Source organism: Alistipes muris (genome assembly GCF_943193205.1).
Classification (GTDB): domain Bacteria; phylum Bacteroidota; class Bacteroidia; order Bacteroidales; family Rikenellaceae; genus Alistipes; species Alistipes muris.
This window is the reverse complement of record NZ_CALPDD010000003.1, coordinates 40,270-60,254: the sequence shown is the minus strand read 5'-3', so window position 1 is coordinate 60,254 and position 19,985 is coordinate 40,270. Positions and strand designations below refer to the sequence as shown.

Sequence of the window (19,985 nt, the reverse complement as noted above, 5' to 3'; positions counted from 1 at the left end):
GCTGTCAGCGCGCGTTGTAGGCTTCGAGCGCCTTGCGCAGGATGAAGAGCGCACGTTCGAGGTCCTCTTTTTTGAGGACGTAGGCGATGCGCACTTCGTTGCGGCCGCACGAAGGATCGGAATAGAAACCCGAAGCGGGGGCCAGCATGACGGTCTCGTTTTCGTAGCTGAATTCCGAGAGACACCACGCGCAGAACTTGTCGCTGTCGTCGACCGGGAGCCGGGCCACGGTGTAGAACGCACCCATCGGGATGGGCGAATAGACGCCCGGAATCCGGTTGAGCCCGTCGATCAGGCATTTGCGCCGCTCGATATACTCCTCGTAGACCTCGGTGCTGTAAGACCTCGGTGCGTCGATGGAAGCCTCGGCGACGAGCTGTCCCAGGAGCGGGGGCGAGAGACGGGCCTGGCAGAACTTCATGACGGCGTTGCGCAGGGTTTTGTTCTTGGTGATGAGCGCCCCGATGCGGATGCCGCACTCGGAATAGCGCTTCGACACCGAATCTATGAGCACGACGTTCTGCTCGATGCCTTCCAGATGGCAGGCCGAGATATAGGGTGACCCGGTGTAGATGAACTCGCGGTAAACCTCGTCGGAAAAGAGGAACAAGTCGTATTTCTTGACCAAATCGCGGATGCGGTTCATTTCGCGGCGCGAGTAGAGGTAACCCGTGGGGTTGTTGGGGTTGCAAATCAGAATGCCGCGCGTGCGGGGATTGATGAGCTTCTCGAATTCGGCGACGTCGGGCAGGGCGAACCCCTGTTCGATGGACGAAACGACGGGCCGGATGGTGGCGCCTGCCGAGATGGCGAATGCCATGTAATTGGCGTAGGCGGGTTCGGGGACGATGATTTCGTCGCCAGGGTTGAGGCACGACATGAAAGCGAAAAGCACCGCTTCGGAGCCGCCTGTGGTGACGATGATGTCGTCGGGCGAGAGCTTGATTTGATACTGCTCGTAATAGCCGGCCAGTTTCTCGCGCAGCGAACGGTAGCCGTCGCTGGGGCTGTATTCGAGAATCGTACGGTCGATTTTCTTCAAGGCATCGAGCCCCACCTGCGGCGAGGGCAGGTCGGGCTGGCCGATGTTGAGATGGTAGATTTTGACGCCTCGGGCGCGGGCCGCTTCGGCCAGCGGAACGAGTTTGCGTATGGGTGAGGCCGGCATCAGCTCGGCGCGCTGCGAAATTTCGGGCATGGGTTGAACGGGTTTCTTCGGTTGGGCCGCGGTCAGTCGAGTTCGACCGAGGGCCGGAATTTGATGACTTTGCGGGGCGGGATTTTCACGGCGGCCCCTGTGCGGGGATTGCGCCCTATGCGCTCGCTCTTGTGCTGGACGCTGAACGAACCCAGCCCCGAGAGCACGAGCCGGTCGCCGTCGCGGAGCGTCTGGACAGTGGCACGGATCATGGCGTCGACCACTTTGCGGGCTTCGACTTTGGTCATGTTCGTGTCGAGAGCGACGGCTTCGACGAATTGCGCTTTGTTCATAGGGTAGGGTCGTGAAAAGTGGCACCTGACTAACATCGGCAAAGTTAGGTAAATTTTGGGATTCCGAATACCCAAAGCCGAAAATTAAAGGGCCGCTCCGGGCGGATTCGTTGTCCGGACGGACCGGGGAGCGCCTGTCTGCCGTCCGTTCGCTGCGGTGCCGGGCCGGAAAGCCGGCGAATTAAGCGCAGCCAAGATTTGGCAGTATCGAAAATCGGTGTTACTTTTGTCCTCGGAAAGATGGCAGAGTGGTCGATTGCGGCGGTCTTGAAAACCGTTGAACTGCAAGGTTCCGGGGGTTCGAATCCCTCTCTTTCCGCTCCTGGGTTTGATAAGCGGCTGGAATTTCCGGTCGCTTTTTTTGTTCGTATCCGCAAAACAATTTTGCTGATTTTATTTGTTTCGCATCTTTGCAAACGGCGCTTGATCCGGTGTCTTTGCAACCCTGAAACAAGTGCTTATGGAAAGGACGGCTTGCTGTCTGCTTTCCCTCGAATGCAGACAAGGAGCGGACAAATGCGAACAACAAAGAGGGAAAGTACAACAAACGTCTGTTTACACACGAAATTAAAATGCAAAAAACTTGTCCTCGACGATAATGACAGCCGAAGACAAGTTTATGGCCTGTCGAAATTCAATATGCGCTCAAAGCGATCTGTGCTTCTTATTTGAAAGCCGTTTCCACCACAACCAATAGCCAGTCAGGGGAAGTGAGGCGCCGATAAGCGCGGCAATGAAATAAAGGATTTTCGTCCAGATGCCGCCCCACGTACCCGTGTGGAACGCATAGAACCAGCCGCGGAGGCGCTGCTGGCGGGGCGTCTCTTCATAACGGGTGATCTCGGCGAGACGGCCGCTGCGGGGGTCGAACGTCGCGCGGTCGATGCGTCGCATCGCCGATTGCCGTGCAACCTGCGCTTCGGTTTGTGTCAGCACGATGGTTTTGTAGGCAGTGCAATGCGCCGTAAGCTGCTCCAGCACTTCGTCCCATACGGCGTAATCGAACGGGCGAGCTTCGGTTTCGGCCTGCCTTTTGCCCTGTTCACGACCTGCGGTCCGTTCGCCGCTTCTTTCGCGTTCATGACGGTTGCCCGAATCGGCTTTCCGCGAGGGTTTTTCCTGCGCGGCAACGGTTTGCTGCGGTCCGCCGAAAAGCGAATAGGCCGCCGTGCGGTACCAGCCGAACGACCACGTAAGCCCCGTCAGCGCCATGACCAGCAACAGCAGGGTTGCATAGAATCCCAGCGTGACATGGCAGTCGTGCCAGAAACGGCGGCGACCATAGGTGCACGACACTTTCAGCCGGTTGCGCAGCGCCTTGCGGCTGCGGGGAATCCAAAGGATCAAGCCGCTGACAAGAATCAGCACCAACGCCAGCGTCGAGACCCCGACGATGGCTTTTCCGACCGACTTTTCGCCTTTCGACGGCGGCGGGTCGAGCAGCCAGCGGTGAAGTTTCCGCACCGTGCCGAAGAATGCCGGGCTTTCGGCCCAGCCGTTCACATTGCCCGTATAGGGATCGACGCTCAGCTGCCTGCGTCCCGTTTCGCGGAAAGCGGCCATGCAGGGTTCGTCGCTGCGGGCGGAGAGTTGCAGCGAAACCAGATGCAGCGAATCGGGCATCTGCCCGCCGATGCGGTCGGCGAGCTGCGACGGCCGAAGCGGACGCGCGTCGGCGGGTGCTGCGACCCGATAAAGTTCCGGATGCAGCGCCCGGGTAATCTCGCCCTCGAAGACGAGCACGGCGCCCGACAGACAGACGACGGTCAAGACGATACCGAGCGGCAGCGAGAGCCACAGGTGTATTTTTGCGAATATCTTTTTCATGAATCGGGTGTTTTGTCCGGACGAGGGAACGGTCCGCAGAATGACGGGCCGCTCTCCTGCCGGGGTGGTTCCTATTTCCGGACGGTCAGCTTACCCGCCGTGGCGACCGATTCCGCGTCGATGACGAGCCCTTTGGTCGCACGTCCCGTAGCGGCATCGATCTTATAGAATGCCGGCTTGTCGCCGCCGGTCACCGTCACGGCGATGTACATGGCTCCGTTCTCGCCGTAGGGCTCGCCGCCGAAGCCCGCCAGGTCCGACGGCAGCCCGGTCACGGGTACGACGGTTTTCGCTTCGGCATCGAAGACGGCCAGTTCGTTGGTCACGGCATCCTTGCCCTGCATCATCCCCTCCACGCCGTCGGAGTAGAGTTGCAGCAAAAAGTGTGCGCCTGAAATGTGCCAGCAGCGGAAAATAGGATGCTGCGTACCGATCTGCTCGAAATTCACGTAGTAGTCGGGGTCGAACTCCGTCGCGTCCTTGCGGATGCGCACCGCGCCCGAGGGTTTGGTGCCGGTTACTTTTTTCAGGTCGGCCGACGAGGTGAACGTGCGGCCGTAGCCGGGCGAGAAGACGTAGAGATCGCCGTTGTCGGCGGCCCAGATCGTCTGGTAGTATTGCGAACGGTGACGGCCGCAGGCGAATCCGATTTTGTCGGTCGAGACGATCACGGGCTTCTCGGCGAACGACGAACCGCTGTAAATGGCGACCCAGGCGCGGTCGGGATACTGCGTCGAAGGAATCGTTCCGGCGGTGTAGGAGCTGCTGGCCGAGCCGCCGTCGGCTTTGGCGACCAGTTCCGTGTCGGTCACCATGTCCGGCCATTGCCCGATGCCGTAGCGGCTCATGCCCATCGGCACGACCGAGGTGTAGAGCTTGCCGTTCGCCTCTTCCAGTCCGGCGAAGGTCACTTTCTCGCCGTTGCCGAGGAAGTTTTCCGCGTCGATAGCCCCTTCGGTCTGCCCGCCGGTGTTCTCGTCGAGGTAGTTGAACAGCAGCGCCTGCGCGATGTTGCCGTCGGCGTCCGTAGTCTTCGAGTCGCCGGTCGAGACGGTCACCACCTTGTCGCCCCACGTGCCGTAGGAGGTGATGCGGTTGAATTCGTAGAGGTAGCGTTCGGTGGGTTTGCCCGCAGCATTCAGGTAGTAGGATGCGCCCGTGCCCGCGCCGCCCTTGTTATAGACCAGCGAGAAGACGTAATTCTGGTTCTTGAATACCCAGTAGGAGCCGCCGAGCACCTCCGTACCCGTGCCGCGCACGGTGGCCGTGCCCTCGTCGAGCGACGGAGCGGTGATCAGGTAGCTCGTGCCGTCGTCCTGCGCCGCAATGACGTAGGAGGTTTCGGCGTCGGTGTCCGGTGCCGGTTGGGGGGCGTAGTTGTCGTCGCTGCACGAGGTCGTCATGCCGGCGGTGCTGGCGCACAGAAGGGCAAGGAATGCCCGGGTGTAAAGGCCTTTTTTCATGATTCGATTTTTTATTTTAGTGTTTATAAATCAGTTGCCGAAATGAACGCGCAGCTTGACATAGAACGCGCGGCCCGCTTTCTGGAGGCTGAAATTGTCGTAAAGCCGTGCGCCGGTCAGGTTGCGGCACTCCAAAGCGAGGTTGTAGCGTCCCTCTTTGAGACTATATGCCAGCGAGAGGTTGTGCGACAGTTGGCTGGGTACGTAGGCTTTTGAATCCTTGTCGCCGATGTTCTCCCAGTTGAGCGGAAAGGCGTGCTGCCAGAATCCGTCGTAACCGACCGTGAGCGTATTTCCTCGGGCGAAAAGGTCGTGCCAGTGGAACGAGGCGTCGAAGTTGGCGAACCGGTAGGGAATATTCGGCAGCCGCACCTTGTAGTGCATGTTCTCCTGCTGCGACGACCCCGTCCAGCGCCGCTCATAATCGCGGGTGTCGATGCTGTTCCATGTGCCGCCGAAGTCGAACCAGCGGGCGAACGAGTAGCGCAATGAGACGTTGTAGCCCTTGGTGCGGACGTGGCCGTGATTTTCGTAGATGCCGTACTGCGTCGAGCCGTGCTTGCCCAGTCCGCGCTTGATATAGTCTTTCGTGTTGCGGTAAATCAGGCTGACGTCCGCATAGAGACCGTGCTTGCCGAAGCGGCCGTCGTAGCTGAGATTGAGATTGAAGTTGTCGCTTCGTTCGGGCCGCAGGTCGGCGCGCCCCGCTTCGAGGTCCTCGTCGCCGAACAGCTCGTCGGTGGTCGGCAGCCGGAACGCCCGTTCGTAGGAGCATTTGGCCTGCAACGCTTTCAGGATGTAGTACGTCCCGGCCGCACCGCAGCCCCATGCCGAGACGCTTCTGCCCAGCTCCACGTAGTCGCCCACGCCGTCGGCGCTGCGCGAAACGGGCCCCCGGTTGTATTGCAGGTAATATTTGACGAATGCCGAGGCGTTCCACCGCTCCGACGGAATCACCCGGTAGGAGAGCCCGCCGATGTTCTTGCGCGTGAGTTTGGGAATCGAGAAATCCGTGAGCACCGACGAGGTGCCGACGTGCGAACGGCTCGTGCGGCGGAAATCGCTGAAGACATGGTTGAATGTCAGCGTGTGGATTTCGCCGATGCGGTAGTTGAGCGTCAGCGTGGCGTTCCAGTTCGTGTTGCGCGATTCGCTGTTCTGATAGGATTGTTCGCCGCGGCTATCCTTTTCGTAGTAATGGCCGTACCAGTTGTAGTAGCGGGCCGCGGTGTCGATGTTGTGCGTGACGTTGCGGTTGTAATTGGCCGTCACGAGCAGGTCGAGCCCTTCGGTGAAAAGGTTGCGCTTGGCATACTCCAGCGACGGGGAGAGCGAATGGCCCTTGCGGTGCTTCCGGCCGAAGACGATTTCCTGATAGACGCCGGTCTGGATCTCCTTGTAAAAATTGGAATAGGAGAAGCCCAGCACGAAGCGGTCCGCCCATTTTTTGCCCGCAAGACCGAGTTTGCCGAGCACGACCTCGTTGTGGAAAGCGTCGTTGAAGCGCCGGACGTGCTTCACGTCGCTCTTGTCCACGGGAAACTTGTGAACCGTACCGTCGGGCAGCACCTCGAATTCGCGCACCCAGTTGTCGATATAATAGTCGTTGTCGGAGTAGTTCTGGAAAGCTTCGATTTCGTATAGGAAGCCGCCTCGGGTCGTCTGCCCGAAACGAAGGTTCGAACGGTGGGTGTTGAACGAACCGTAGGAGTAGGAGGCGTCGGCGAACCAGTTGCGCCGCTGTTTGTTCGTCACGATGTTGATGACGCCGCCGATGGCGTCGGTGCCGAAACCGACAGGCACCACCCCTTTATAGACCTCGATGCGCTCGGCGAAGCCCGCCGGAATGTTGTTCAGGTCGAACGCCTGCCCGGCCCCCTCCTGCGGCACGCCGTCGATGAAGACCTTGACGTGCTTGCCGCTGAACCCGTCGAGCATCAGCTGCATGTCGGAGCCCACGCCGCCCGATTCGCGGAGCTTCATGCCGGGCAGTTTCGAGAGGGCGTCGCTCAGGCTCTTGGTCGTGTTCTGCAAGGCTTTCGTATCGACCGCCACCGCGTTGAACGGCGACTGCTGCACGCGGCTTACGCCGCTGCCCGTGACAACGACCTCTTCGAGTTCGGTCGCTGCCGGTTGCAGGACGACCGTGAGGTTTTTCATGTCCCGGCCGGTCTCTATGTTTTTCTCTACGGGTTCGTAGCCGATGACCGACACGGTCAGCGTATGCTTCCCGGCCGGCGCTTTGAAACGGAAATGCCCCTTATCGTCCGTGGAGCAGCCGTAGTTCGTGCCTTTCAGACAGACGGTGGCGAAAGCGACGGCCGTGCTGTCTTTCTCCATCACCTTTCCCGAGAGCCATGCGGAGGCGTGCGGGCCGTGATGTCCGGCATGCGGACGATGGGGCTGGGCGGCTGCCGACTGAAAGCCGATGATCCATATCGCGGCTAAGATTCCCTTTATGTTCATTTGCGAGACGGGTTGATTTGCAGCGCAAAATTACCCGCCCCACGAATTTCAGTCAATCGCCTGTTTTGGGGATTTTGAATCGTCCGATCGTGGCGGAAATACCTAATTTTGGTTAGCGAACAATGTTTTTAATATACAATCCGGGTACAAAATGGAAATCCGTCGCAAAAATTGCTCGTACCTGCCCCCCCCCTATATTCGCTCGATTAAAATGCCTGCATTTTTGAGGCAATGAAACTACTTGCTCCATTTCAAAGAAAAACACCCAAATCTACATTTTAGGGTGTAAATTTGGGTGCCAATCCTGCAAATGATTGAAACCTAATGTTATTTGCGGAGAGAAGGGGATTCGAACCCCTGAAACGCTTTTGACGTTTACTCGCTTTCCAGGCGGGCCAGTTCAACCACTCCTGCACCTCTCCGGATTACGGGTCCAAAAGTAGGCAAACTTTCTGAAATCTGCAAACGAAGCCGCCTAATAATTTGACCGAAGCCGCTGAACCTATCCGATTTCCGGCTCCTCGGCCAGCACCTCGAAAATCTTGTGGCGGTCGAATTCGAGCCAGTATTGCAGGGCCAGCCGCCGGATATACTGCCAGTAATCCTCCGTGAGGTCGCCATACAGTTCGATGCCGTGCCGGACATCGCGGCGGATGCGGTCGGCGTATTGCGGTTTGAGCCGCAGGCGGACTGCCCGGTTCTTGAAGCGGAACAGCGCTTCGGGACGCGGGGTGTCGCATTCCGCCACCCGTATCAGGCCGTGGCCCACGGTGGCGCCGGTCCCCACCTGCAAGCCGTCGTTCATGCAGCTGACGGGCGGACAGTGACCCGCGTAGGTGGTTACGAAGATGTCGTCGACCCCGATGTTGAAGAATTCGCGGGCGCGGATGCCCATCTTGACGCCGATGATGGCATAGATGCCTAAGTGGCCGTGGAGTTCGTTGGTCAGTACGCCCGCCCGCCATTCGCTCGGGCCGTGGAGGGCGAGGGCCTGTTCGATAATGGGCCGGACGTCCTGCGCGTAGCATCCGGCGTCGCAGGGGAATCCGTAGAATACGCGGCTTTCGGCATCGGGCTTGCCGAGCAGCAGGGCGACCGTCGCGGGGCAGAAAGTTTCCGGATTGCGGAGCGTGCAGGCCGTGACGGTGGGGGTGAGCGGCTTGTGCTCGAAAAGTTCCGGCATGAAGAGACAGAGTGCCGCCAGGTCATCCCATGCCTGGAGATGCTGTTCCTCGATTAGCCGGGAAAGGGGCGGAGTGCGATGCGTGGCGACGATTTTCCGGGCATGGGGCGTGGGTACGGTGGCGAGGGTGTCTATCCATGCGGCCGTCACGGCGACCGGAGATTCGGCGCAGGTGGAAACCATCGTCACCGGGATGCCGCTGGCCAGTACGTAGCGAGCGGCGTCCGAATCAGCGCAATAGTTGGCGCTTTCGTGGGGGCGGGTGCAGCCGTTGTACCAGACGATGCGGGCGATGCGGTTCTTCAGGGCGGGCCGGGCGGCGAGCAGGTCGCTGAAATTGGTGAGCGCGCCCAATGCGACCGCGATGACGGGTTCTTCCTCGTTTTCGATGGTTTCGGCCAGCAGGGCCGGAGCGTCGGGGTATCGGTTCGGAACGGCGGTTTCGCCCCAGCATATCTGTTCCGAATGGGTGCGCCATGCCGGAGCGAGGCTGCCTGCCGGACGCCCGCAGCCGACCGGAATTCCCTCGTGGTGGAGCGTGCGAAGCAGTCCGCGGACGCAGGATGCCGAGCGCCGGGGATGCTGTGCACCGTCGGAGGTGGTGACGGCCAGCACTTCGGCTTCGCGGTTGCCCAGCAGCAGGCAGAGGGCCCGCAGGTCGTCGGCCGCGCCGTCGGTGTCGATGACGACATGATAGCGTGCCTTGCCCGAATGGGCTTGGCAGACGACGGGTGCAAGCGCGCAGAACAGCAGTAGGATATGTTTCATGATAGCGGGATTTGCCTTGGCACGCTGCAAACCCCGCGCCCCCGGTGTGGCGTTTCAGGGCTTTTTCCTGCCCCATTTGGGCGTGATGCCGACGAACAGCTCGAAGTGGATGCCCGGCATCGGGCGCGCGAGCACCGACAGGTATTCCTCGTCGAAAAGGTTGTTGACGGCGCCTTTGAGCGACAGGTCGGCCCAGCGCAGCGAAAATCCCTTCTCGAGCGTGAGGTTGTTCATGTAGTAGGGCGGCAGATGGCCTGTGAGCGTGTGGTCGTTGCTCGACATGGTGTAGCGGCGGCTGTACCAGCACCACTTGTAGTGCAGCGACCAGCGGCGCCACGAAAGCCGCCCCGTTGTGGTCGCCGAATGTTCGGGCACGTAGGGCAGCTGCTTGCCCACCGAGCGGTCGGCCGGGGTCGTCGGGGCGCCCTCGTTGACCGACGGGGTCCACGAGTAGGTGCCGTCGAGGTCCAGTCTCCAGTCGCGGGCCAGCGCTACGGAGAGGTTCGCCTGCAGTTCGACGCCGCAGGCATGGACTTTCTTGAGGTTGCGCGGCGAGAAGAAGCCTTTGGTCGTCGGCAGCCAGATAATCCAGTCGTCGACGTGCGAATCGAACCACGTTGCCGACCCGCTCAGCTTGTAGCGTTCCGCCTTGCCCACGGCAAACGAAATCCCCGCATCGTAGGTCCAGCCGCTCTCCCTGTGCAGGTCGGGATTGCCGCCCGGCAGGAAATAGAGGTCGTTGAGGGTGGGGAAGCGGAAGTTGCGCGAGACGGAGGCTTTGGCTACGACGTTCCCCCGCTCGGAAAGTACGCCGTCGAGGAAAAGGGCGGGGATGAGGGGCGTCCACTCCGTGCCGAACAGCTCCTCGCGCAGGACGACCGAAACGCCGAAACGCTCGACGGGCCGCCATTTGGCCGAGAGACTGCCCGAAAGTTCGATGCGCCCTTTGTCGTAGCCGACTATCGCCTTGTTGCCCTCCTGCGTAATGATGTTTTTGTCGGCGCTTCGGACCAGATGTTGGTAGACCGAGAGCGAAGCGGTGAAAAGCCACTTGCCGCCGATGCTGTATTCGCCGTCGGCCTGCCCGTAGAACGTGTCGATCCGGCTGCGCGAGCGGGTCATGGGCATCATTGTGCCGTTGCCCACGTCGCGCCGGTAGTCGTAGGCCATCCAGGTGTGGATATAGCCCGCCTTGGCGGCGACTTTCCAGTTGCGGCGCAGGTGGTCCCACGACACGATGCCGCGGAAAGTCTCCTCGCGCTGGCGGTTCTCGAACCTGAGGTCCGACGCATAGTCGGTCGAGAGCATCGGCAGTTCGCGGTTCGAGCGGATGTACCACGCGTTCAGCCCGAAGCGGTCGCCGCGCCCGGTGTTGCAATAGACTTCTTGCAAAACGTGCAGGTCCCGGAACGCGCCGCTGCGGTTGCGCTCTATGGGGTAGTAGGAGCCGACGATGTTCTTGTCGGCGTCGTAGATGTTCTCTTTCTTGTCGCGGTTGCGGTACTTGTAGTCGTTGGCCGACGAGGAGCAGACCGCACGGGTCGAGAACTGCCAGCGGTCGTTGCCGTAGGTCAGCCGCAGAAACTCGTCGAAAGTGCGGAACGAGCCGACGCCCTGCACGTATTGCAGCCCGAATCCCCGGGTCGAAATAGGCTTGGTTGCCAGCTTTACCGCGCCGCCCAGTCCGCCGCCCGTTTCGTTGACCGACGAGGTGCCGTGCAGCAGCGATGCGTCGTCGACGAAGTAAGACGGAATCATCGAGAAGTCGGTCATGCCGAGCATCGGATTGCTGATGCGCATGCCGTTCCACGTCACCTGCGTATGCGAGGGCGAAGTGCCCCGGAACGCCACGGTCGAGAGGGTCGCACGGCCGTAGTTCTTGACGAAAATCGGGGAGTTGAACGTCAGCACGTCGGCCATCGAAAGGGCGATGTTCTCCTTAAGCGCCACGGAATCGAACCGGGTGCGCTGCACGCCTGTCTCCTTGATGGGGCGCTGCCCGACGACCGTCACTCCGGCAATCGGGTGCGTGCATTTCGTCCAGTCGTTTTGTGCCGTGAGCGGCAGCGCTGCGAGCAGGCCGAGGAGCAGGGCGGTCGGTGTTTTCATGGCCGTGGTCCGTTGTTCCAGCAGAATGCGCCCGGGGTGATGCCGACGCGGAATTCGTCGAGCGGTTCGCCCTCGGCCGAGCAGCGGTAGACAATGCCCGGCTGCTGGTAGTCGATGGCGTCGGCCACGTAGACGTCGCCGTTTGAGGGGTCGACAGTGAGCCCGTAGTATTTGGTGCCGCGGAATCCGAGAAACGGCTCTGCGGGCAGTTGTGCGGCCGTCACCTCCATCTGCCAGACGTCGCTGTCGAGCCAGTAGAGCCGGTCGCCCGCGGCGTTGAGCTGCAATTCCGAGGGCTGGCTGTCGGGACCGAAGCGGAAGACCCTTTCGAGGGTGAACGTTTCGGCGTCGATGCGGCAGAGCGAGGGCGTTTCGTAACCGTAGGGGCTGCCTTCGTAGCCGCCGTCGGTCACGGTCCACATTTTGCCGTACTTGTCCATCACGAGCGATGCGGGCTGCGCCCCGACGACCAGTTCGTCCACGACCGTGTCTGTCTCGGTGTCGATTTTCAGAATCCGGTTCTGATAGGACCAGCAGCTGACGAAAAGATATTTGCCGTGCTGCACCATCTGTTCCGTCGAGCCGTTCTCCATCGTCATGCGGGGGCACTCGATGTAACCCGTGATTTCGTAGCGCTTGGGGTTCACTATGAATATGCGGTTGTCCCACAGCTGGGTGACGTAGGCTTTTTCGTCGGACAGAAAATGGATGTAGCGCGGCGAAGTCAGGTCGGTGATGCGGCCCGTCTCGCGGAACGTGCGGAGGTCGATGGCGAAGATGACGTGCGAGTTGTTCACGACCACCCAGCCCACGCCGCTGCGAATGGTCATCGACTGCGCCACGTCTCCCAGTTTGAACCCGTTGGCGCGGCGGAACAATTCGTTTTCGGTCTGGCGCGTTGCAGGGTGGTAGTACGACAGCGAGGCGTTGCCGTATTGGAAATTGCCCTCGTTGAGGATGAACAGCCCGCCGTCCGGCGCCGCGAACTCCTCCGTCGGGCCGTAGTCCCACTTCATGCAGCCCGTGAAAGCGGCAAGCAGCAGGGCGGCGGCGATGTGTCGAAAGAGCGTTCGGACGGCGCGCATGGTTATTCGGCGTTGAAGTTGAGGTCGCGGACGGAGAATACTTCGGTCGACGTTTCGCCCAGGTCGCCGCTTTGGGCGAGGACGCCCGTTTGAATCTTCACGAAGTCGATGTATGCCAGCCCGGCAGGCGTGCCGTCGGCCCGCACGGCGTCGGCGATGCGGAAACGGTTGGCGTCGGGTCCCTCTCCGGCGAGGCGGTCGATGCTGCTGAAATTGTCGGCGTAGCCCCATTCGTAGGGCGGATTGACCCACTCGCCTTTCTGTTCGTCGAAGTAGTTGCGGGCTTCGAGCCGGGTGCCGCGCAGCGTGTAGCTTGCGGCGTCGACCCATGCGGGATAGTAGGAGGGCTGGAGATGGTACTTCACCCGGTCGATGGTGCCGCTTTGCCCTCGGTTGTCTTCCCAGCGGACTGCCGCGCCGTCGTCCTCGGGGCGGTAGTAGGTCACGGCATAATCCTGCCATGTCCCGTTCTTGCCGTATTCCGAGCCCTTGAGTTCGTACCACGTGTCGTCGGGCAGGCCGTTGCCGTTTTCGTCCTGCATGACCCACACGATGCCCGGTTCGGAGGAGGAGGCGAGCGGATTGCCGCCGACGGCCAGGTCGTAGCCGCCCGTGCAGGCGACGCGGTGGTCGAATCCCACGACGATGCAGCCGCCGAAACTGCCCAGCGAGACACAGCCGTAGGGGCTGGCGAGCTGTTCCTCGGCCCAGTGGCAGGCTTCGTCCATGGTGCGGAGCGTGCGGGTTTCGTTGATGAACTGACCGGGGGCGGGCAGGTATTCGCAAACCCGGTTGCAGGCGGCCCGGTCGGTCGGTTGGTCGGTCACGATTACGTCGTCCCTGTTGCAGGACGGCGCAATCGCGAGCAGACCGAGCAGAAAAGCGAATCGTTTCACTGACGAAAACGGATTAGAGCACTACAAGAACGTCGTCGTAAGCGAAATAGGCCGGAGTGTTCAGGCCGTAGGTGCCCATCTTGGAGCCCTCGACGTTGAATTCGATGCGGGCGACCTTGCCCAGCGAAGCGAGGCTCCATTTGGTCCACTCCTTCAGGTAGTCGGTGTCTTTGGCGAGGAAGATTTCGCAGCGCCCGGTCTCCTTGCCGTCGGTGTCGATGCCGATGGCCACGACTTTCAGAAAGTCGCCCTGGCCGAATGCGGGGCTTTGGCCGTCGCCGTTTACAATGGCGTTCACTACATAAGTCGTGTTGGCTACCCACATGTGGTCCACGATGCGTTCGGTGCCGTCCTTGAAATAGAACGACGGGCGTTTGCTGTAAGTGTCGCCCGATGCCACGGTGCCGTTATGCACGCAGAAGTTTTTCGAGCCGTTGTGACCGCCCGCAGCATAGACGGCCAGCTGGCGTTTGAAGTCACAGTTCGCAAAGTCGGTGTCCGCATAGTTCGACACGACGTGGCCGCCACCCCAGAACTTGTTGTCGCCGTAGTTGTTGGTCAGCTCCGATGCCAGAAACGTGTTGCCCTCGTCGTTCCAGTTGTAGAGCCAGTCGGTGGCGTCGGGGTAGAGCAGCGGACCGTTGTACTGGGGGTCGTCGATGAGCGACGACCAGTCGTCGAAGCCCTTGCCGCCGTTGTCGGTACCTTTGTAGTCGCTGTCCTCGAACGTCAGCACGGCTGTTTGGGGCAGGCCCTGATTGTCGTCATTGTCGTTGCAGCTGGCCAGCGTCAGTCCCAGCAGGGCTACGGGCAGGAGTTTGAAAAGGTTTTTCATTGCGCGATATTTAATTAAATAGGTATAAAAAAATCGACCGTGTCCCCGGGGAACACGGTGCAACGAAAAACGGAAGTGTCGGTCGGCTCTCTACCGGGCGTTCTGCCGGGTCTGCCCGTGCGGAAAGGAATCCGCCGACGTCGTTCCGATTCTCGCCCGTACTCCCGCAGGCAGCAAATCCTTGTGTTACGGCATCGGCAGGTCTTCTGACTTGTTCTTCGTTCTGCGCCTTCCCGGCCGCGGGGCCAGTGGCGGATTGCAGAACTTCGGACGCTCGGCGAGCGCCGGAACTCACAGCAACGGGTATTGTCGCAGATTCGCACTGCGTTCCCTTTTGATTCCAGGTCCGCGGCGGGACCGTACAGGAAACCTTTGCCGGGGCAAAGATACGAATAAAAACCGATTTGTCGTGCGGGGTGCGGAAAAATAACGGCTGGTCCCTATTTTTCGTCGATGATGCGCATCTGCTGGCGGACCGATTCTTCGTGGATGGCCCGCAGGACGCTGCGCATGAATTCGCGGTCCATGCCCAGTTCGGCGGCCTGCTCCGTGCGCCGCGAAAGGAGTTGTTCGTAGCGCCGGGTCTGAAGAACGGGCATGCCGTGCTCCTTTTTGCAGCGGCCGATTTCGCATGCCACACGCATCCGCTCGGCGAGCAGTTCCAGCAGCCGGTCGTCGAGCTTGTCGATTTCGGCCCGCAGTCCGTTGAGGTTGTCGGTGGTCGTGGCCGTTTCGCGGATGACGAGTTGGCGGACGATTCGGGCGAGCGCCTGCGGCGTAATTTGCTGGGCCTTGTCGCTCCATGCCTCGTCGGGGCGGCAGTGCGATTCGACGAAAAGTCCGTCGAAACCTAAGTCCATGGCCTGCTGCGCCAGCGGAGCGACCAGCTCGCGCGCGCCGCCTATGTGGCTCGGGTCGCAGAAAATCTGCAGCTCCGGAAAACGGCGGCGCAGTTCGATGGGAATGCCCCACATCGGGTGGTTGCGGTAGCGGCTGCGGTCGATGGAGGTGAATCCGCGGTGGATGACCCCGATGCGGCGGATTCCGGCGTTGCGGAGCCGTTCGACGGCGCCGATCCAGAGTTCGAGGTCGGGGCTGACAGGATTCTTGACGAGTACGGGGATGTCGCGGCCGCTGAGTGCGTCGGCTATTTCCTGCACGGCGAACGGGTTGGCTGTGGTCCGGGCGCCGATCCACAGCAGGTCGATGCCGCTTTCGAGGACCGCCTCAGCGTGGTGCGGCGTAGCGATTTCGGTGGCGACGTACATGTCCGTTTCGCGCTTGACGCGTTCCAGCCATGCGATGCCTGCGCTTCCTACCCCCTCGAATCCGCCCGGCTTGGTGCGGGGTTTCCAGAGCCCCGCGCGGAAGATGCGGACCCCTTCGTTGGCCAGCTGGCGGGCCGTGGCGAGGGTCTGTTCCTCGGTCTCGGCGCTGCACGGTCCGGCGATGACCAGCGGGCGGCGGCTGTCGGCGGCGGCCAAACGGATGGGTTCGGTGTGGGTCATGGCGCTGCGAAAAAAAAGAGACCGCCACGACTGGCGGCCTCCCGATTGCGAGCTGTCTATGAGACTTGAACTCACGACCTCTTCCTTACCAAGGAAGTGCTCTACCACTGAGCTAAGACAGCATTCCCTCCTTAAGAGTGATGCAAAAGTACACAAGAAAAATGAAAAGACAAAAAAATTATACGATTTTCGCGAAAAATTTCTACCTTTACTTGCAGTTAACAACTTAAATCAATGAAAAAAATCCTGATAGTAGGCGCGGGCGGTCAGATCGGTTCCGAACTGACATGCTATCTGCGCAAGATTTACGGCGACACGAACGTGGTTGCGACCGACATGCGCGATTGCCGCGAGCTGGGCGAGGCAGGGCCTTTCGAGGTGCTCAACGCTCTCGATGCCACGGCCATGGCGTCGGTCGTGGCACGCTATCATATCGACACCATTTTCAACCTCGTGGCCCTCTTGTCGGCCGTCGGCGAGCGCAATCCCCAGATGGCCTGGAGCGTCAACATGGGTGCGCTGAACAATTCGCTCGAAGTGGCGCGGCAGCACCATTGCGCCCTCTTCACCCCCTCGTCCATCGGTGCGTTCGGCCCCTCGTCGCCCAAGGACGGTACGCCGCAGGACACCATCATGCAGCCCACGACCATCTACGGCATCTGCAAGTACACGGGCGAAATGCTGGGCAACTATTATCACCACAAATACGGTGTCGACACCCGTTCGGTGCGTTTCCCCGGCATCATTTCCAACGTCACGCTGCCCGGCGGCGGCACGACCGACTACGCGGTGGAAATCTACTACGAAGCCGTCAAGTCGGGGCGCTTCACCTGCCCGATTCCGGCCGACGTCTACATGGACATGATCTATATGCCCGATGCGCTGCGTGCGTGCGTCGAGCTGATGGAGACCGACCCCGCGAAGCTCATCCACCGCAACAGCTTCAACCTTGCGTCGATGAGTTTTACGCCCGAAATCATCTGTGCCGAAATCAAGAAGCGCATGCCATCGTTCACGATGGACTACGACGTCGACCCCGTCAAGAAAGCCATCGCCGAGAGCTGGCCCAATTCGCTCGACGACACCTGTGCCCGCGAGGAGTGGGGCTGGAAACCCGAATGGGACCTCTCGCGCATGACCGACGACATGCTGGAGCACATCCGGCAGAAATTCGCCGTTCGATAGCGGCGCGGTTCTTGCCCGCGAGCTGAAAACCCGATTCCGAACCGTATGAAAAAAACTTTGCGCTGGACGGCCGTGGCTGCGGCCGTCGCGGTGGGTGTCGTCGCCGGCGGCAGTCTCTGTCTGTTGGCGTATTCGCTCACACCCCGCAAGACCATGCGTGCACGCAATGCTGCGGCCCGCGAGGTCATGACTACCGAATATCCTTTCTTGGAGCCTTGGCTGGACAGCCTTGAGACCACGGGCGCCCTGCGCGATACGACGATTGTCGGAGCCGAGGGCGAGCGGCTCCACGCCATCTATGCCTTTGCGCCCAAGCCGACCGACCGTACGGCCGTCATTGTGCACGGATATACGGACAACGCTGTCCGTATGCTGATGATCGGCTACATGTACAACCGCGACCTGGGCTACAACATCCTGTTGCCCGACCTCTATTTCCACGGCCGAAGCGAGGGCCGGGCCATCCGCATGGGGTGGAAAGACCGGCTGGACGTGCTGCGGTGGATGGAGATCGCCAACGGAATTTTCGGCGGCCATACGCAGATGGTCGTGCACGGCATCTCGATGGGTGCCGCCACCACGATGATGGTTTCGGGCGAGCAGCAGCAGCCTTATGTGAAGTGTTTCGTCGAGGACTGCGGCTATACCAGCGTCCGCGACCAGTTCGCCAAGGAACTCCGGGAGCAGTTCCATCTGCCCGCCTTTCCGTTGCTGCCCGTCGCCAGCTGGCTGTGCGATTTGCGTTACGGATGGAACTTCCGCGAGGCTTCGGCCTTGGAGCAGGTGCGCAAAAGCACCCTGCCGATGCTGTTCATCCACGGCGATGCCGACGATTTTGTGCCGACGGAAATGGTCTATCCGCTCTACGAGGCCAAGCAGCAGGGCGACAAGGAATTGTGGGTCGTGCCCGGCGCCGCGCATGCGCTTTCCTACCGCGACAACCGCGAGGAGTATACCCGGCGGGTGGAGGATTTCGTCGGCAAGTATATCGAGTAGTCGTTTTTTTGATTGCGGCCGCGGCCTGCGGGGCGAGCGATTGCGAGCCTCCGCGCCGGGAAGCTGCGGCTCGCGCGGTTCGGAGAACCGCCTGTCTTTTCAGAATCTTTCCCGTTCGTAGGCGTCGATCATCGAGCCGCGGGTGCGGTTGACGATTCGCGCGCCAAGCGAGCGGGCATAGTCGCGCAGTACTTCGTGGCCGCGGAAAAGTTCGGCCACTTCGGCCAGGTAGACCGCCATCGTATAGGGCCTCCGCGGCGCTTTCTGGAACATCGGCCGCAGTGCGGCAGGCGCTCCGTCGTCATAATAATGGCGGTCGGCGCGGCACAGCCGGTTGACGTCGTCTACGCACAGCCCCTCCAACAGCGTGTGGTCGACGCCGTAGAGTTCGATTCGCTTGTATCCCAACAACAGCGCAATGTATTCGCCCACCTGCACCACGGTGCCGAAGTTGGCGCTGCCCAGGCCGTGGCGGTAGAGCCAGAATTCGAGGCGGCGGAATCCGCGGTAAGTGAGGGTGTGGAACGGCACGATGCGGATGTTCGGGTTGGGCAGGGCGGCGCGGTAGTCGAACCGCTCGGGATTATAATATTGTACGTAGAGGTTCATGGGCCATGCGACCCGTTCGTTCATCGCGCGGTAGAGTGCTTCGACCCGTTGGCGTTCGGCCGTGTCGCGGAAGAACATCGGGTCGGAGAGTACGTAGTAGGCTGGGCGCAGTTCGGCGAAACGTTCGTCTTCGGCGAAGAAGTTGACCGCCAGAAAATCGCGGTCCCCCCCCCGCATCTCTTCCAGCAGGCGCGGCAGTTCGTCGGCCAGCGCCGGACCGTTGCCCAGAATCGCCATCGTCGGGGCTGGGGTCCCCACCGTGCCTGCCCGGCGGATATAGTTGCGGAAATTCTCTTTCGTAGTCATCGCCGCGAAATAGAATGCGGTTTCGTAGAGATTGCGCAGCAGGCGGTCGGTTTTGGCAAAAAAAGTCATCGTTGCGGATTTTTCAGTTCGGGAACAAAGGCCGCGAGGGCTTCGCGCAGCCGTTCGGCGACCGTCTCCACCGCAAACTCACGGCGCAGCCGGGCGATATTCTCCGTAAACTGCGGGTCGGTGCCTGCGGGGTATTCGGCGGCCAGCCGACGAATCAGGGCGGCCATTTCCTCCATGTCGTCGACCACGTACCCGACGGGCAATCGCAGTACGTCGTCGAAATAGTCGTTGCGCAGCGTGATGACGGGCCGCCCGAGGTTGAGTGCGTCGAGGATGGCACCGCTCGCCGTCAGCCGATAGCTGCCGGGGTCGTAGGCAAAAAGCACATAGTCGAGCGCGGCGGTCTCCTGCTCGAAGCGTTCGCGGGGGATGAAGCGGTTTTCCGTTCCGGCCACGAAGCGGACGCCGGGCCAGCGGGCATGGTCATGGAATCCATAGGTGCGTCCCACAACGGTCAGCGGCACGGGAATCCGGCGGGAGAGCCTGAGTATGCGGTCCAGCCCTTTGGCCGGGGTGAGCTGGCCCACCGTTCCGACTTGCAGCGTGTCGTGCGGCGAGGGGCTCGCGGGTGTTTCGTCGAAGAATCCGGGGTGGTCGACGGCGAAAAAGAGCGGTGCATTCGCTTCGGAGAGATACGGGCGCAGGTTGTGCAGAATGGATTGTCCCAGCACGCAGAACCGCATATTCCGGTCGAGCCGTTTTCGGCCGAACGTCCGGCGGAGAATCCGCGCGAACCAGCCCGATGCCCGCCACCATGGATGCCGTCCGGCGAGCAGCTCCAGTTCGCCGTGGCAGACGATCAGCACGCGGCGGTGCAGCATGCGGTTCAGCAGGTTCAGCAAGGGTAGCGCCAGCGGGTTGTTGTAGTTGAACACCACGAGTTCGTCGGGCCGGGAGCGGACAAGCCGCCAGCTGCTCCGCAGGGCGGCCGCCGCGTAGCGGCATATCCATCCTGCGGGGCCTTCGCGCCGCACTACCCGGACGCTGCGGAATGCGACGCGCGGCAGTTCTCCGGCGTATCCGTGGCGTTCGAGCAGCTGTTCGAGACATCGGCGCTGCGAGGGGTGGCAATGGTATTCCGCACGGCCGCACAGCCGCAGGCACATGACCAGCAGCGCGGCGTTGAACACCTCGTGGAACGAATCCCGGGCTACGGTATCTATGATGCGGACTTGCATGGCTGATGATT

At 61.1% G+C, this 19,985-nt stretch carries 15 protein-coding genes, 3 tRNA genes and 1 riboswitch; of the genes, 3 read left to right on the top strand and 15 right to left on the bottom strand.

Annotated elements, in window-relative coordinates; genetic code table 11:
- Window positions 1-4 precede the first annotated feature (4 nt).
- Complete coding sequence (locus NFR47_RS02640) at window positions 5-1,198, bottom strand: pyridoxal phosphate-dependent aminotransferase (protein ID WP_251214032.1); 1,194 nt, start codon at window positions 1,196-1,198, stop codon at window positions 5-7.
- A 32-nt stretch (window positions 1,199-1,230) separates the two neighbouring features.
- Window positions 1,231-1,491 (bottom strand): HU family DNA-binding protein, encoded by a 261-nt coding sequence (locus tag NFR47_RS02635; protein WP_251214031.1) that lies wholly within the window; start codon window positions 1,489-1,491, stop codon window positions 1,231-1,233.
- Window positions 1,492-1,725: 234 nt separating this feature from the next.
- Between NFR47_RS02635 and NFR47_RS02630 the strand changes: the two genes are divergently transcribed.
- A tRNA-Ser gene (locus tag NFR47_RS02630) sits at window positions 1,726-1,810 on the top strand.
- Window positions 1,811-2,136: 326 nt separating this feature from the next.
- On the opposite strand, the gene NFR47_RS02625 is transcribed toward NFR47_RS02630, so the two are convergent.
- From NFR47_RS02625 to NFR47_RS02575, 11 genes are all read right to left on the bottom strand, one after another.
- A complete protein-coding gene (locus tag NFR47_RS02625) occupies window positions 2,137-3,318 on the bottom strand; it encodes a PepSY-associated TM helix domain-containing protein (protein ID WP_251214030.1) in 1,182 nt (393 codons plus the stop codon).
- A gap of 71 nt (window positions 3,319-3,389) precedes the next feature.
- A complete protein-coding gene (locus NFR47_RS02620) occupies window positions 3,390-4,781 on the bottom strand; it encodes a DUF4374 domain-containing protein (RefSeq protein WP_420838548.1) in 1,392 nt (463 codons plus the stop codon).
- Between the two features lie 30 nt (window positions 4,782-4,811).
- Window positions 4,812-7,247, bottom strand: a complete 2,436-nt coding sequence (locus tag NFR47_RS02615; protein WP_275556994.1) for a TonB-dependent receptor — start codon at window positions 7,245-7,247, stop codon at window positions 4,812-4,814.
- Between the two features lie 334 nt (window positions 7,248-7,581).
- Window positions 7,582-7,669, bottom strand: a tRNA-Ser gene (locus NFR47_RS02610).
- A gap of 80 nt (window positions 7,670-7,749) precedes the next feature.
- Window positions 7,750-9,198 carry a nucleoside hydrolase gene (locus NFR47_RS02605; RefSeq protein ID WP_251214029.1) on the bottom strand — a complete coding sequence of 483 codons (1,449 nt, stop codon included), beginning with the start codon at window positions 9,196-9,198 and terminating at the stop codon, window positions 7,750-7,752.
- A gap of 54 nt (window positions 9,199-9,252) precedes the next feature.
- Window positions 9,253-11,307 carry a TonB-dependent receptor gene (locus NFR47_RS02600; RefSeq protein WP_251214028.1) on the bottom strand — a complete coding sequence of 685 codons (2,055 nt, stop codon included), beginning with the start codon at window positions 11,305-11,307 and terminating at the stop codon, window positions 9,253-9,255.
- Window positions 11,304-12,323 carry a YncE family protein gene (locus NFR47_RS02595; RefSeq protein WP_251214139.1) on the bottom strand — a complete coding sequence of 340 codons (1,020 nt, stop codon included), beginning with the start codon at window positions 12,321-12,323 and terminating at the stop codon, window positions 11,304-11,306. The genes NFR47_RS02600 and NFR47_RS02595 overlap by 4 nt, the downstream gene beginning before the upstream one ends.
- A gap of 71 nt (window positions 12,324-12,394) precedes the next feature.
- Window positions 12,395-13,288 carry a hypothetical protein gene (locus NFR47_RS02590; protein WP_251214027.1) on the bottom strand — a complete coding sequence of 298 codons (894 nt, stop codon included), beginning with the start codon at window positions 13,286-13,288 and terminating at the stop codon, window positions 12,395-12,397.
- A 13-nt stretch (window positions 13,289-13,301) separates the two neighbouring features.
- Window positions 13,302-14,123: a DUF4465 domain-containing protein gene (locus NFR47_RS02585; RefSeq protein WP_251214026.1), complete on the bottom strand. Its 822-nt coding sequence runs from the start codon at window positions 14,121-14,123 to the stop codon at window positions 13,302-13,304.
- Window positions 14,124-14,302: 179 nt separating this feature from the next.
- Window positions 14,303-14,512: riboswitch (cobalamin riboswitch) on the bottom strand.
- A gap of 51 nt (window positions 14,513-14,563) precedes the next feature.
- Complete coding sequence (locus tag NFR47_RS02580; RefSeq protein ID WP_251214025.1) at window positions 14,564-15,631, bottom strand: bifunctional 3-deoxy-7-phosphoheptulonate synthase/chorismate mutase type II; 1,068 nt, start codon at window positions 15,629-15,631, stop codon at window positions 14,564-14,566.
- Window positions 15,632-15,681: 50 nt separating this feature from the next.
- A tRNA-Thr gene (locus tag NFR47_RS02575) sits at window positions 15,682-15,753 on the bottom strand.
- A gap of 112 nt (window positions 15,754-15,865) precedes the next feature.
- On the opposite strand from NFR47_RS02575, the gene NFR47_RS02570 reads away from it, so the two are divergent.
- Both NFR47_RS02570 and NFR47_RS02565 read left to right on the top strand, forming a co-directional pair.
- Window positions 15,866-16,816 carry an NAD-dependent epimerase/dehydratase family protein gene (locus NFR47_RS02570; protein ID WP_251214024.1) on the top strand — a complete coding sequence of 317 codons (951 nt, stop codon included), beginning with the start codon at window positions 15,866-15,868 and terminating at the stop codon, window positions 16,814-16,816.
- Window positions 16,817-16,861: 45 nt separating this feature from the next.
- A complete protein-coding gene (locus NFR47_RS02565; protein WP_251214023.1) occupies window positions 16,862-17,812 on the top strand; it encodes an alpha/beta hydrolase in 951 nt (316 codons plus the stop codon).
- 99 nt (window positions 17,813-17,911) lie between these two features.
- Here the strand turns inward: NFR47_RS02565 and NFR47_RS02560 are convergent, their stop codons facing one another.
- A complete protein-coding gene (locus NFR47_RS02560; RefSeq protein ID WP_251214022.1) occupies window positions 17,912-18,796 on the bottom strand; it encodes a hypothetical protein in 885 nt (294 codons plus the stop codon).
- The gene (locus tag NFR47_RS02555) at window positions 18,793-19,974 is read right to left on the bottom strand and encodes a glycosyltransferase family protein (RefSeq protein WP_251214021.1); all 1,182 of its coding nucleotides are present in this window, start codon (window positions 19,972-19,974) and stop codon (window positions 18,793-18,795) included. The genes NFR47_RS02560 and NFR47_RS02555 overlap by 4 nt, the downstream gene beginning before the upstream one ends.
- Window positions 19,975-19,985: the final 11 nt, after the last annotated feature.